11 protein-coding genes are annotated in these 14,149 nt (G+C 72.0%); 2 read left to right on the top strand and 9 right to left on the bottom strand.

Annotated features, from left to right (window positions below; genetic code table 11):
- Positions 1-135: 135 nt before the first annotated feature.
- The 8 genes from ACYQ77_RS16755 to ACYQ77_RS16790 form a co-directional block, all read right to left on the bottom strand.
- Positions 136-1,377, bottom strand: a complete 1,242-nt coding sequence (locus tag ACYQ77_RS16755; RefSeq protein ID WP_459712232.1) for a helix-turn-helix transcriptional regulator — start codon at positions 1,375-1,377, stop codon at positions 136-138.
- Between the two features lie 634 nt (positions 1,378-2,011).
- A complete protein-coding gene (locus ACYQ77_RS16760; RefSeq protein WP_459712235.1) occupies positions 2,012-2,740 on the bottom strand; it encodes a metallophosphoesterase family protein in 729 nt (242 codons plus the stop codon).
- Complete coding sequence (locus tag ACYQ77_RS16765) at positions 2,737-2,991, bottom strand: BON domain-containing protein (protein WP_459712238.1); 255 nt, start codon at positions 2,989-2,991, stop codon at positions 2,737-2,739. Before ACYQ77_RS16765 ends, ACYQ77_RS16760 begins: the two co-directional genes overlap by 4 nt.
- The gene (locus tag ACYQ77_RS16770; protein WP_459712240.1) at positions 2,988-3,557 is read right to left on the bottom strand and encodes a nucleotidyltransferase; all 570 of its coding nucleotides are present in this window, start codon (positions 3,555-3,557) and stop codon (positions 2,988-2,990) included. Before ACYQ77_RS16770 ends, ACYQ77_RS16765 begins: the two co-directional genes overlap by 4 nt.
- Positions 3,558-3,658: 101 nt before the next feature.
- On the bottom strand, positions 3,659-4,801 hold the full coding sequence (locus tag ACYQ77_RS16775) for an RNA polymerase sigma factor (RefSeq protein WP_459712957.1): 1,143 nt from the start codon (positions 4,799-4,801) through the stop codon (positions 3,659-3,661).
- Entirely contained in the window at positions 4,798-5,202 is a 405-nt protein-coding gene (locus ACYQ77_RS16780; protein WP_459712243.1) for a YciI family protein, read from the bottom strand. Before ACYQ77_RS16780 ends, ACYQ77_RS16775 begins: the two co-directional genes overlap by 4 nt.
- A gap of 15 nt (positions 5,203-5,217) precedes the next feature.
- Positions 5,218-5,715, bottom strand: coding sequence for a pyridoxamine 5'-phosphate oxidase family protein (locus ACYQ77_RS16785; protein WP_459712246.1), 498 nt, complete (start codon positions 5,713-5,715; stop codon positions 5,218-5,220).
- Between the two features lie 366 nt (positions 5,716-6,081).
- Positions 6,082-8,241 carry a transglycosylase domain-containing protein gene (locus tag ACYQ77_RS16790; protein ID WP_459712249.1) on the bottom strand — a complete coding sequence of 720 codons (2,160 nt, stop codon included), beginning with the start codon at positions 8,239-8,241 and terminating at the stop codon, positions 6,082-6,084.
- A gap of 108 nt (positions 8,242-8,349) precedes the next feature.
- On the opposite strand from ACYQ77_RS16790, the gene ACYQ77_RS16795 reads away from it, so the two are divergent.
- The gene (locus ACYQ77_RS16795; protein ID WP_459712251.1) at positions 8,350-10,632 is read left to right on the top strand and encodes a bactofilin family protein; all 2,283 of its coding nucleotides are present in this window, start codon (positions 8,350-8,352) and stop codon (positions 10,630-10,632) included.
- 13 nt (positions 10,633-10,645) lie between these two features.
- Positions 10,646-11,299: a GNAT family N-acetyltransferase gene (locus tag ACYQ77_RS16800; RefSeq protein ID WP_459712252.1), complete on the top strand. Its 654-nt coding sequence runs from the start codon at positions 10,646-10,648 to the stop codon at positions 11,297-11,299.
- Here the strand turns inward: ACYQ77_RS16800 and ACYQ77_RS16805 are convergent, their stop codons facing one another.
- The gene (locus ACYQ77_RS16805) at positions 11,300-14,149 is read right to left on the bottom strand and encodes a TIM-barrel domain-containing protein (protein ID WP_459712254.1); all 2,850 of its coding nucleotides are present in this window, start codon (positions 14,147-14,149) and stop codon (positions 11,300-11,302) included.

The raw sequence follows: 14,149 nt of genomic DNA on the forward strand, positions 1-14,149 counted from the left end.
CATTCCCCTCGCGCGGAGGTGTCACCGCCGTGATGTCGCACTCCTGTTCCCTCGGCTGCCTGGCTCGGCAAGCCCACCGTTCGCCGCGCCGGTTCCGCTAGCAGCGAGAACGAACCGGCGACGCGAAAAACGAAGTCAGTCGCCGCGGAGGGTCCGCGACGGGGACTCGCCGTAGGTCGCGCGGTAGTGCGCGGCGAACGCGCTGGGCCGGGCGAACCCCCAGCGCGCCGCGACCTGCGTGACGGTGACGTCCCGCGGGGACGCGGCCCGCAGGTCGGCGCGGGCGCCGTCGAGACGCGCCCGCCGCAGGTAGGCCATGGGCGTCAGGCCGAGGTGCCTGCGGAAGGCCAGCTGAACCGCGCGCGCCGACACACCCGCGGCCCTGGCGATGTCCGCGGCGGTGATGTCCCGGTCGGCGTTGGCGTCGATGAACGCGATCGCCCTGCGCAGCGCCCTCGGGTGCGCGTCGTTGCGGTCGGCGTGGCCGTCGCCCGCGGTCGCCGTGTTGGGGAAGGCGGTGAGCACGCACGCGGCGAGGTACTGCGACGCGGTCGAGACGACCAGCGCGTTGTCCCTGGCCTCCGGGACGGTCAGCACGGCGTCGTGCAGGTGGGTGATGGCGGCGCGCAGCCGCCGGGCGACGTGGTCGTCGTGGGGGCGGTGGTCGAGCAGGCGGACGGGTCGCTCCGCGCCGGCGACCTCGTCGAGCAGGGCCGGCGAGAACATCGTGATGCTGTACTTCGCCGCCCGGATGCGACCTTCGTACGGCCGGTCCGGCGGGGAGAAGGAGAACAGCTCGCCGGGCCCGAAGGCCTCCGCCGCCCGCCAGCCGGCCACCCGGTGGTCCACGATGTCCCCGGAGACGATGTCGCAGAGGCAGACCTTGCCGAGGGGGCGCACGTCGTAGCTCATCTCGAAGGACAGGTCGAGCTGGTCCACGCTGACCGTGCCCATGCCGGCCCTGGTGATGCGGGCACCCGCCCGGCCGGTGTCGCTGGCGATCCGCATCGGCGCGTACGCGGAGCTGAGGAACTCCTCGGTACGCCCCAGATCGGTGCTGTCGAACACGAGGGTCGGCCCGCGCTCCCCCGCGTCCGGGTCGGCACCGAGGTGGGCGAGCGCGTCCCGCAGCGTCGCGAACCGCGGCAGCGAGCCGTCGGGACCGGCGCCGTCGAGCACCACGGTCGTGGCACCCGTCGACGGGGCGACGAGCACGCAGTCGACCCCGCGCCCGCCGCACTCGCCGGCGAAGGCGACCAGCTCGCGCGCGTCCCGCACGGTCAGGAGATCGAGCCCGAGCACGTCCACCACGACCGCGGCCGGCGCCCCCGCATCGGCCGTGACCCGGCCCAGCTCGTCCGCCGTCACCGCCACCATCGAACCGCGAAGTGTGAGCACCAGCACGCGCCCCACGCGTCTGGCGCCGATCGATCTTTCCACCACAGCGCCATTTTTCAGCGCCAGCACCCGCTCCGCACGACGTGCGCCGGTGACCGGTTGTCCCCGTGCGGGCTACGTGCGGGTGTCCACCCTGACGGGACGATTCCGGCGCCCGGGACCAGGCGGCTGCTCCGGACCGCGGACCACGCCACGGCCCCGCCGCTCCGGCACCACCCACACCAGCTCGCCCCGCGTCCCGAGCGTGCGCAGGGCGCAGTTCCGAAGCGGGCGATCAAACCAGCTCCACCACCCACGCCGAAACCAGGCGGCGGCTCCGGCCCGCGGACCACACACAACCCCGCCGCAAGCAAGCCCTCAAGCACCACCCACACCAGCTCGCGCGTCCCGAGCGTAGGCAGGCGACGATCAAGGCGCAGTTACACAGCGGCGATCAAACCAGCTCCGCCACCGCGCCGAAACCACGCTGCTGCTCCGGCCCTCGGACCACGCCACGGCCCGGCCGCGATCAAGCCCTCCGGCACCACCCACACCAGCTCGCCCCGCGTCCCGACCGTGGACAGGGCGCAGTTCCGAAGCGGGCGATCCAGCCAGCTTCGTCACCCACGCTGGATCAGGCGGTGGCTCCGGCGGGCGTCAGGCCGTAGGTCGCGTAGGCGCTGCGGATCACGGGCTGCGCGACGTTGCGAACGCGGACCCCGCCCGGTGTGACGCCCTGTTCGCAGCCGAAGTGGGCGTGGCCGTGCAGTGCGAGGTCGGCGCCGCACTCGTCGATCACCTCGCCGAGCTGGTAGCAGCCGAGGAACGGGTAGATCTCCGGCGGCTCGCCGCGCAGGGTCTCCGGGATCGGCGAGTAGTGGGTGAGCACGATCCGCACGTCGGTGTCGAGGCCGGCCAGCGCGCCGCGCAGGCGGTCGGCGCGGTCGATGGTGTGGCGGACGAACGCCTTCATCTCCGGCTCGCCGAAGTTGCTCGCGCACTTGCCCGCGAACCCGCCGCCGAAGCCCTTCACCCCGGCGACGCCGACGCGGGTGCCGTCGAGTTCGAGCGTCACCGCCTCGCCCTCGAGCACGCGCAGCCCACGGTCCTCCAGGAGTTTCGCGATGTCGTCGGCCTGGTCGCTGTGGTGGTCGTGGTTGCCGAGCACGGCGACGACCGGCACCGGCAGGTCGGCGAACTCGTCGGCGACGACCTGCGCCTCGTCCAGCGTGCCGTGCCGGGTCAGGTCGCCTGCGAGCAGCAGCACGTCGGCGTGCTCGGGCAGGTTCTCCAGCGCGGGCCGCAGCTGCCCGCGCGCGTCCTCGCCGAGGTGCACGTCCCCGACCGCGGCGATGCGGATCATCGGAGTTCCTCCCGCCGCGCGGGTTCGCGGGTGTCGGCCACCCGCACGTCGTTGCTCACCGACACGTCCGGCGCGACCTCGGCCAGCACCTGCTCGAGGTCGGTGCGCCGCTGCTCGGTCGCGACCTCGCCGGACAGGTGGACCTGGTCGCCCCGCACGTTGACGCGCACACCCATCTCGGTGGTGCGCGGGTCCTCGGCGAGTGCACGCCGGATGTGCGCCACCCGGTACTGCGGGCTCTCGTCAGTCATGTCGGGATCCTTTCGCCTGCCGGCACGGAGTCCACAACAGACAGTCCCTCCAGGAGCACGAGGAACGCGCGCGCGTACGGGGAATCCCCGGTCTCCTCGGCCACCCGCGCCCAGTCCACCTGCTCGCGCAGGTCCCTGGCGACGGTCAGCAACGGCGCGAAGTCGCACCGGTGCGGGCCGAGCACGAGCAGCTTGTCGACCATCAGGTCGGTCGCGGAGACGACGCGCGCGTGCGCGGGCCCGATGCGCATGGGCTCGGCGCGGCGGAGGAGCTCACCGGGGTCGCGGTGGTTGGGCTGGAAGATCAGGTCGACGAGCACGTGCCCGTCGTACGCCTTGAGGAGCCAGTCCTCCGGCGGGTCCTCGGGGCGCATCCCCTCGGCCACCAGCGCCTGCTGCGCGGCCCGCGCGTCGTGTTCGTGCAGGAACACGTCGATGTCGTGATCGGACGGTGGGCCACCGCGCGCGTACACGGCACACCCACCGGCCACGGCGAAGTCGATGCCGGCGGCAGCGAGTGTGTTGACCACCTTTGTCAACGTGTGCAGCAAGGTCGCCTCGTCCACGAGGACCGGATACCCGGGGACGTCGCGGCAAAACCGTGCCCGTCCGCTACCCGGTGACGAAGAGCAACCGCATGAGGCGCAGGCCGTGGGGTCCGTCGCGGTCAGCGCAGCGACTGCCGTACCCGCGCGGCTTCCCGGGTGAGGTGGTCGCGTTCCGGCACGCTCACCGCGGCCTGTGCGGCCTGGGCGTACAGCTCCGCGGCCAGTCGGCGGTCGCCCGCGCGTTCGTGCAGGTACGCCGACGCGGCCGCGTACCGGGGCAGGTCGGGGCTCACCTCGGCCAGTGCCGCCAGGCCGGCACGCGGTCCGTCGGCCTCGCCGACGGCCACCGCGCGGTTGAGGCGGACGACCGGGCTGCCGGTGAGGCGCAGCAGCTCGTCGTACCACTCGACGATCTGCACCCAGTCCGTCTCGTCCGCGCGCTGGGCGTCGGCGTGGAGGGCGGCGATCGCGGCCTGGGCCTGGTACTCGCCGAGCCGGTCGCGGGCCAGCGCGGCCTGCAGGACCGCCACGCCCTCGCTGATCATGCCGGTGTCCCAGCGCGACCGGTCCTGCTCGGCGAGCGGCACCAGCCTGCCGCCCGGGCCGGTGCGCGAGGCCCGGCGGGCGTGGTGCAGCAGCATCAGCGCGAGCAGGCCGGCGACCTCGGGCTCGTCGGTGAGCGCGACGAGCTGGCGGGCCAGCCGGATCGCCTCGGCCGCGAGGTCGACGTCCCCGCCGTACCCCTCGTTGAACACGAGGTACAGCACGCGCAGCACCGTCGCGAGGTCGCCGGGCTGGTCGAGCGGCAACCCGGTGAGCTTGCGCTTGGCCCGGCTGATCCGCTGCGCCATGGTCGCCTCGGGCACGAGGTACGCCGCCGCGATCTGGCGGGTGGTCAGGCCGCCGACGGCACGCAGCGTGAGCGCGACGGCCGCGGCGGGCGGCAGGGTGGGGTGCGCGCACAGGAAGTACAGCCGCAGCGTGTCGTCCGTGGCCGGCGCGGGGCCGGCGGGCGGTTCGGCGTCCACGGCGAGCTCCCGGCCGCGCCGGGCCGCCTCGGCGCGGGCCGCGTCGAGGAACTTCCGCCACGCGACCGCCACCAGCCAGCCCTTCCGGTCCCGGGGCGGGTCGTCCGGCCACGTGTCCAGCGCGCGGATCACGGCCTCCTGCACGGCGTCCTCCGCGGACGCGAAGTCGGCGCCGCGCCGGACGAGGACCCCGATCACCGCGGGCACGAGCTCCCGCAGCAGCGCCGCGTTCACTCCGTCCACGCGGGCGAGTCGGTCAGCAGCGGCCGCACCTCGAGCCACTCCTGGACCGGCCTGCCCCCGGCCCCCGGCGCGGCCGACAGCTCGCCGGCCAGCTCGACGGCGCGCTCCCACGACTCCACGTCGATGATCATCCATCCCGCGATGAGGTCCTTAGTCTCGGCGAACGGCCCGTCGGTCACCGGCGGGCGGCCCTCGCCGTCGTGCCGGACGAACGCGCCGCCGGGCGCGAGCGCCCGGTGGTCGACGAACTCCCCCGTCTCCTCCAGGCGGGCGGCGAAGTCGCGCATGTACTGGACGTGCGCGTCGAACTCCTCGGGCGTCCACTGGTCCATCGGCACGTCGTTGACCGAGGCGGGCGCGCCGCGGTAGTGCTTGAGCAACAGGTACTTCACCGTCGTCTCCTCGTGTCAGGCGGGCTGCCGCTCCGCGCGCCGCCGGATCAGCTCCTCGACCGCGCTCGGGAGGTTCGTCTCGAAGTCGATCAGTGTGGCCCACGTGGGGGTCACGACGATCCGGACCATGCCGTCGTAGAGCGCGCGGACCTCAGCCTCCCACTCGACCCGCTGCTCGGCCGTCATCCGGTACGACCCGTTCATCCGCAGGTACTCGTCGGGGATGCCGTCGACGACGTCCAGCTCGGCCGTGCCGCGGATCATCAGGAGCTTCGGCGGGTGCACCTCGGTGTCGACCGTCAGCGCGACCGCGGGGTTGGCGCGCAGGGCCACGAGCTTCGGCGCGTTCGTCGAGGTGCACATGACGATCTCGGTGCCGTTCCAGGTGAACCCGATGGGGATCGCGCGCGGCGTGCCGTCCTTGGCGACGTAGGCGAGCCGGGTGATGTCGCGGGCCAGCAGTTCCCGGCTGAGGGGGCGGTTCAGGACCTCGGTGATCTCGTGCTGCTCCACGGCAGACCTTCTCTCGTCCCGCGGCCTGTCGTGGCCGCTCGTGCCCCTGGGACGGAGCCGGTCCGGCGTTCTCGACAACCCGGCACGACTTTTTTCACGATCGTGGTCGCGGACCGTCGGTGATGATCTCCGCGAGGTGGGCGCCATCACCTCGTCGGCGGTGACGTCGGGGCGCACGCCCCCCGGCTTCGTCAGCCACCCGCTCGGCGGCGGCGGTTTCGCGGCGGGCAAGGCGGCATGGCAGGCGGCCACCGCCCGCTACCCCGGCATGCGGGTGGTCGCACGGGACGTGCTGGTCGACGGTCCGGCGAGGTCATCCCCGGGCGGCGAAACCACAGGAAAACCCGCGGCAACCCGGAAGAACGCTCAGTTCATCCGCTCATACCGTGGATCGGCGGCAGGCAGGGGCAGCGCCACCTCCCCCTCCAGGATCTTGCTCATCGCGCCGAACCACGTCCGCGCGGGTGTCTTCCCGCCGAACATGTTCCCCGAGTCGCCCTCGGTGGCGGCGACGTTCCCGGGCCCGCCGTCGTGGAGGCCACCGAACGGGCGGTCGGGGCGGAACACCATGGCGGCGCCCGCCATCTGCGGGGTACCGCCCACGAACGCGGCCGACCCGTTGTGCTGCGTCGTTCCCGTCTTGCCGATCATCGGCCGGTTCCAGCCCACCTCCGCGGCGGCGGCCGCCGCGGTACCGCCGGGGAGGTCGTCCTTGCTCATCCCGACCGCCAGCGTGTTGGCGAGGCCCTCCGGCACGGCCTGCTCGCACTGCTCTTCCTTCACCGGGTACGGCTTGCCGTTCCGGTCGGTCACGGACGCGAGCGGCGTCGGCGGGCACCACACGCCGCCGCTGAGGATGGTGGCCGCCACGTTCGCCAGCTCGAGGCCGCTGGTCGGGCTCACACCCAGGGTGAACGACCCCTTGCCCGGGGAGTTCTCGCTGGGGCCGAAGAACTCCCGCTGGCTCTGCCGCGCCTCCGCGCTGTCACCCTTCGGGTCCGGCTTGGCGCCGGTCGCCGCGTTCGAGGCCATGGTCTTCCGCATCCCGAGCCGGTTCGCCATGTCGAGCACGGCGTCCATCCCGGCCTTCTCCTCCAGGATGACGAACGCGGTGTTCGGCGACGTCTGCAACGCGGTCTGCATCGTCATGGCGCCGCTGCCGCCCTCGCTCGCGTTCGTCAGGCAGTAGGCACGGGTGCCCTGCGCGACGGTGGGGCACTGCTCGCCACCGCCGACGAACACGTCCGACACGTACGAACTGGGCGACTGGATGGTGTCGTAGATCCCCGCGACCCGGCGTTCCATCGCCGCCGCCGCGGTGAACACCTTGTAGCTGGACCCGGCGCCGGTCACGTTGGAGATGGCCGACGGCAGCGCGAACTCGGTCTGCCCGGCGGCCGCGTCCGGCCCGTAGTCCCGGTTGGCGGCCAGCGCCACCACCTCGTGCCGCTTCTTACCGGGCTTGACCAGCGACAACGTGTTCGCCACGTTCTCCTGCGTCTTGCTGACCTGCCGCTCCGCGGACTCCTTGGCGGCGTGGTTGGCCGCGGGGTCCAGCGTGGTGTGGATCGTGTAGCCGCCGGTGTAGAGGTCGTCCTTGGACATGCCGTGCTCGATCAGGTAGTCCTCGACGTACTGGCAGAAGAAACCGTTCTCGGGGCCCGCGCCGACGCAGTTGGCCGGCGGCTTGTCCGGGCCGTCCTTGACGACACCCAGCGGCTCGGCCTTGACCTCCGCCGCGTCCTCCTTCGACAGCTTGCGGTTCTCCACCATCTTGTCGACGACGAAGTTGCGCCGGTCGAGCGCCCGCTCCGGGTGGCTCCACGGGTCGTAGATCGACGGGTTGTTCGCCATGCCGGCGAGCAGCGCGCTCTGGGCGACCGTCAGCTTGTCCGGCGTGGTGCCGAAGTACGACTTGGCCGCGGCGCCGACGCCGTACACCTGGCGGGAGAACTCGACGACGTTGAGGTACCCGGTGAGGATCTCCTCCTTGCTCATCGTCGTCTCGAGCTGGATCGCGATCCGCGCCTCGGCGAGCTTGCGCGAGATGCTCGCCTCCTGCGCCCGCTGCTGCCCGGCCTTGTCGTTCCGGTAGACGACGTTGATCAGGTAGTTCTTGACGTACTGCTGGGTCAGCGTCGACGCGCCCTGCGTGTCGCCGCCGGAGGTGTTGTTGAGGGCCGCGCGGATGGTGCCCTTCCAGTCGACGCCGTGGTGCTCGTAGAAGCGCCGGTCCTCGACCGAGATCAGCGCCCACTTCATTGCGTCGGAGATCTCCTCCGGGCGGGTGGGGATGCGGTACTGGTCGTACAGCGTCGCGATGGGCTTGCCGTCGCGGTCGGTGATCGTCGTGACCAGCGGCGGCGGCTCGTCGGCCAGCTCGGCGGAGAGCGACTCCACCGTCTCGCTGGCCTGGTTCGTCATCATCCCCGCGACCGCGGCGACCGGCAGCAACGTACCGGCGACGAGCACCCCGGCGAGCAGGCAGAGACCGAATATCCTGAGCAGACTCCCCCTCGTGCGCATGCGGCCAGGGTACGCACGGTGACGTGAGAGGCTCGTGATCGACTGCCCTGCACGAGAGTTATCGCACAGTCGGGCAACCTGTGCGCATGCCGGGCCCGAGGGGGTGTCATGAAGCGGACGCTGCTGCGAGCGGCGCGAACGGGCAGCTGGGGCGACTTCCGGCACCGGACGGTCGACGCGACGCACCTGCGGGACCTGTGCCGGTCACCGGAACACGTCGACCCGCGTGGGCTCATGATCCGGAACGCGAAGATCGCGGGCCGGCTCGACCTCAGCGGCATGGACGTCCCGTTCCCGTTGCGGTTCGAGGCGTGCGCGTTCACCGAGCCGCCGCTGTTCGACGGCGCGCAGCTGCACGAGCTGGCGCTGCTGCGCTGCGAGCTGTCGGAGGGCCTGCTGGCCAACGGGTTGCGCGTGACCCGCGACCTCGACCTGTCCCGGTCGGTGGTGGGCGGTGCGTTGTGGACGCCGGTCAGCACGTCCAAGCAGTCGGCGATCTGGCTGTGCGAGGCCGAGATCGGCGGGCGGCTGCTGTGCGTCGCCACCCGGATCCGCCCGGGCGGGGTCCGCGCGATCCACGCCGACCGGCTGCGGGTGGCCGGCACGGTCCGGCTGATCAACGGGTTCGAGGCGCACGGCGAGGTCCGGCTGCTCGGCGCGCAGCTCGACGGTTCGCTGGACATGACCGGTGCGCGCGTGCACCGGCCGGACGGCGTCGCGCTGGACCTCGCCGACATGACGCTGGGCGGCAGCGTCTTCCTCATCGGGGACGCCGCGAACCGCAAGCCCGTGATCGAGGGCCGCATCGACATGGGTGCCACGCGGATCGGCGGCCAGATGATCGTGCGGGACGCCGAGATCATCGGCACCGCGCCACTGGTCGGCCCCTACGCGAGCCACCGGGGCAGCGGCACGGCCATCAGCGCGCCGAGGGCCGCCGTCAACGGCAGCCTCAGCTTCGAGGGGGCGTGCCGCGTCCGCGGCGGCGTCGACTTCTCGCTCGGCGAGTTCGGGTTCGTGCACGTCACGCGGGACTGCGTGCTCGACGCGGCGGGCGGTGTCGCGCTGGACCTGCGCAACGCCGACCTGCGGTCGTCGGTGGAGCTGGCCGACGGCGTGACCGTGCGCGGGTCGATCACCCTCGACGGCGCCTCGGTCGGCGGGAACCTGCTGCTCCGCGGCGTGCACCTGGCGGAACCGGGTGCGGGGCCGCTGCTGTCGGCCCGCAGCGCCCGGGTGCTCGGTGACGTCGAGGCGCAGCGGCTGCGTGCCGAGGGCGGCTCGGTGGACCTGCGTGGCGCCGAGGTGGGCAACAACCTCGACCTCGAGGCCGCGACCCTGTTCAACCCGGAACGCTTCACCCTGTACCTGCACAACGCGACGATCAACGGGTCGGTGCGGCTGGACGCCGGGTTCTCCTCCGACGGCGAGGTGCGGCTGTCCAGGACCACCATCGGCGGCCGGCTCGACCTGCGTGGCGGCGTCTTCACCGACCGGGACGGCCACGCCATCGAGGCCGAGGGCCTGGTGTCGCGCGGCGGCATGTACCTCGGGTGGACCGAGTGCGCACCGAGCGTCAACCTGACCGGCGCCCAGACCACCACGCTCGCCGACGACCCGGACACGTGGCCGCCGACGTTCCTCATCCGGGGCTTCACCTACGAGCGGTTCGGCCCGCTCACCTCGACCAGCCCACCGAACTGGGACGCCGGTCCACGGATCGCCTGGCTGGCGCGGCAGACCGCGTTCGAGGCGGGGCCGTACGAGCACGCGGCCCGGGTGTTCCGCGAGCACGGGCACCTCGCGGCGGCCGAGGAGGTGCTGATCAGCCAGCGCAGGCACGCCCGCCACGCGGCGACCCGGCAGGCGGGCGCGGGCCCGCGGATCCGGTTGTGGGCGCTGATGGACCGGCTGTACAGCCTGTTCGGCTACGGCTACCGGCCGGGCCGCGCGGGCTGGCCGCTGGTGGCGCTGCTGGCGGCGGTGTTCGTGCTGATGCTGGTGCCGAGCAGCGCGGAGACCCTGCGCGCGACCGATCCGCGCGGCAACGTGTACACCGCGACGGGCAGGCTCGTGACCGTGAGCCCGGTGGGTCCGGCCGCGCCGGGCGCGCTGCCGGACCGGGTGGGCGACTACAGCACCGACACCCGGTCCCGCCCGTCCCCCGACCCGTGCGGCGACGGCCAGGTGCGGTGTTTCAACGCGTTCTTCTACGCCGTCGACACGGTCGTGCCGCTGGTGTCGACGGGCCAGCGCGCCACCTGGTACCCCGACACCCACACCCCGGGCGGCGAGTTCCTGATGTGGTTCCTGAACATCGCCACGCTGCTGGGCTGGGTACTGTCGTCGGTGCTCGTGTTCTCCTTCGCCCGTCTCGCCCGGAGTGTGTAGTTTGCGGTACGCCGTGCTCGACGATCCCGTCGGCGAGTCGCTGCGTGGTCACCACGCGCACCTCGCCCGCACGCTCGGCGGCGCGCTCACCTACGAGCCGGACGTCGCGACCTTCTCCTCGCTGACCGGGCCGGAAGCGTGGGCCGACCTCGCGAAGCTGCTCGGGCCCGGCGCGTTCGCCGACATGTTCAGCCACCCCGCCACACCGCCCGCGGACTGGGCACCGGTGTTCGTCCTGGAAGGCCGCCAGATGATCTGGACGGGCCGGGCCCAGGACGTGGACGACGTGGTCGTGCTGGGCGCGGCCGACGTGCCGGAGATGCTCGACCTCGCCGGACGCACCAAGCCCGGACCGTTCTGGGCGCGGACCGTCGCGATGGGCACCTACCTCGGCGTCCGCGACGGCGGCACCCTGGTCGTGATGGCCGGTGAGCGGCTCCACCCGCCAGGGTGGACCGAGATCAGTGCCGTCTGCACCGCGCCCGGGGCCAGGGGCCGGGGCCTCGCCGCCAAGCTGGTCGGGGCGCTCGTCGCGCGCATCGTGGCCCGCGACGAACGCCCCTTCCTGCACGTGGCGGAGGCGAACACCGGTGCGATCGCCCTCTACGAACGGCTGGGCTTCACCACCCGGAAGGCCGTCACCTTCCGGGGCTTCCGCACCCCGTGATCAGAACCCTCCCGTCGTCGTGCCGTACGAGCCGGTCGCCGGGGTGGTGAACGCCGTGTTGGCCCCGGGTTCCCACTGGTCGGCCGTGTCCGGCCAGCCCGCCTCCTGCCGCTTGACGCACTTCCACTCGACCGGCGTGTTGGGCGGCAGCCCGGTCACGGTGCCGCTCCACGTCGGGTAGGCCGTCGGCGACAGCTTCACCGCGCTCGCCACCGACCACTCGCCGAGCTGCGGCGCGCTGCCGACCGCGTACACCGACTGCCCGGTCGTCGTCGTGCCGTTGGTGCAGGTGAACGTGGCCGACACCGGCGCCTGGCCCAGCGTGAACTGGAACGTCTTCGCCGACGTGACCGCCAGCGACGCCGACTTCGCGACCACCACGTTGCCGCCCGCGTTGTACCAGCCGGACGCGGCGGCGTCGAACGCCGCCTTGTTCGCGTGCTGGGTCAGCGCGGTGCCGTTCAGCGTGACCGCCGACGCCTGCGAGTCCGTGACCAGCTCGACCACGTTCTGCCGCGACGACGGCGCACCCGTGTAGGTGCCCGACGACGCCGCGACCGTGACCGTCGCGGTCGAGCCGCTGCGGGACTGGCTCAGCAGCGTCGTCCGCTTCGCGCCGGTCTGGTAGCCGGTCGACGCGCCGTCGTCCTCGGCCAGCGTGAACGACGAGGACGTGGTGTCGGAGTACACCCGTGCCACCAGCTCGTTGCGCGTCGTCCCGTCGGCGCGCTTGCCGAGCACGTTCATGGTCTGGCCGTCGACGTGCATCTTCGGCAGGATCGCGCCGGCCCTGGCGTAGACGGGCAGCGTGAACTTCCCGTTGCGGTACAAGGGGACGTCGTTCACCCACTGTCCGGTCGAGACGATCTTCTGACCGGTGTGGTAGTCCCACCACGTGCCCGCGGGCAGGTACATGTTCCGCGACCGCTCGCCCGCCCCGGCCACGACACCGACCAGCAGGTCCTTGCCGATCATCTTCTCGTGGCCCATCTCGCGCACGTTCTGGTCGTTCTGGAAGTGGTAGACCAGCGGCGGCACGAGCGGGTCACCGGTCGTGTACGCGTTGTGCGCCAGCGAGTAGTAGTACGGCGTCAGCTCGTACCGGCGCGCGATGTTCGCCCGGTTGCTCGCCACGTCGCCGATGCTGTCCGGCGCGGTCTCCAGGCAGTTGCACAGGTTCTCGGTGTGCGGCCGCACCGGCACGTCGAACCACGTCGAGTTCGCGAACCACTGCGTGTACAACTCGTTCAGGTCGCTGTTCAGCATCTCGCGCCGGAACCCGCCGATGTCCGAGCCGTAGTAGTCCACACCGGACATCGACATGTGCAGCTGCGCGTTCTGCTGCTGTGCCAGCGCGGTCAGCTTCGATCCGATGTCGCCGGACCACATCGCGGCACCGGTGCGCTGGATGCCGCCCGCGCCCGACCGGACGAGCATGAAGGGTCTTCTCGTCTCCGCGTTGTCGGCGTAGCCCTTCTGGATCGACAGCGCCCACTCCAGGTTGTACACGTTGTGGTAGTCGGCGTGGGCGTGTTTGCCGGGCAGCACGCCCGCGGTCCAGTCGTTGCCGTCGTACATCTCCGGCTCGCCGAGGTCGAGCCAGTGGCCGGTGACGCCCTCGTCGACGAGGTGGTCGCGCTGGGTGTTGTGCCAGTACGTGCCGGCGGCCTGCTGCGTCCAGTCGATCATGCCGCCGCGGCCCCACCAGTCGTTGCCGGTGAGGTACACGGGCGCGCACGTCGAACAGCCCGCACGCACGAGGTACCCGGAGTTCGCCATGCTCGTGTGCTCCGGCAGGGCCTTCCCGACGTAGGACTCCTCGATCGGGATCACGCCGACGCCGTTCGACGACGCCAGCGACGCGATCTTGGTCGCCGGGTTGGGGAACGCGGCGGTGTCCCAGTCGAGCGTGCCCATCCTGGTGCTGTCGGACCCGGCGGTCACACCGCCGAACCAGTCGACGTCCAGCATCACGCCGTCGGTCGGGAACTGGTTGGTGCGCAACGAGGTCAGCGTGGCGTCCACCTCGGCCCAGTTGTCGTAGCCGAACTCCGACATCCACAGCCCGAACGCCTTCTTCGGCGGCACGGGCGGCTTCCCGGTCAGCTCCAGGTAGTCCTTGCGCAGGTCGGGCAGGTTCGGGCCGGACATCACGTACCAGCGCACCTGGTCGCCCCAGGTGTCCATGGTCCACGGGTCGCCGGTCAGGTTCCACTCCTGCTTGTACACCTGGTCCACGAACAGCCCGTAGTTCGCGTTGTTGGGGCCGACCGCGAACAGGACCGGGATCTGCGCGTTGCCGACCGGGCCGTTGTCGGTGTCGTAGATCATCGCGTTGCCGTACGTGCCGCCCGGGCCGCGGGTGCGGCCGACCCAGTCGCCGTCCGCGCTGCCGCCCATGAAGAACTGCTCGCCGAGCCCGTACGCGTGCTGCATGGACGACTTCGTGAACGACAGGCCCTTCCACGCCTGCGTGAGGTTGCGCGGGCACTGCGTGGTGAGCAGCAGGTCCGGTGTGGGCACCGTGTCGTACACGGCCGCGCACAGGGTGGAGGTGTTCACCTCGACCCGGATGCCCGGTGTGGTCAGGATCCCGCCGTTCTGCGTGAGGCTCGACGGGCCGGGGTAGTTGGTCTTGTACACCTGCCGGGTCGTGAACAGCGGCGTGCCCGTGCCGGGGCCGCTGCCCACGCCCGTCTCGAAGTGCACCAGGTCGTCGTCGAGGAACTCGACCACCAGGTAGTTGCCGCCCGCGGTGAACTGGACCCGCTGCACCGCGGCCGAGGCCTGCGGCACGAACGTGGTCAGTCCCGCCGCGACCAGCGTGAGAACCAACAGGATTCTTCTCAT

It is taken from the genome of Actinophytocola sp. KF-1 (genome assembly GCF_054661535.1).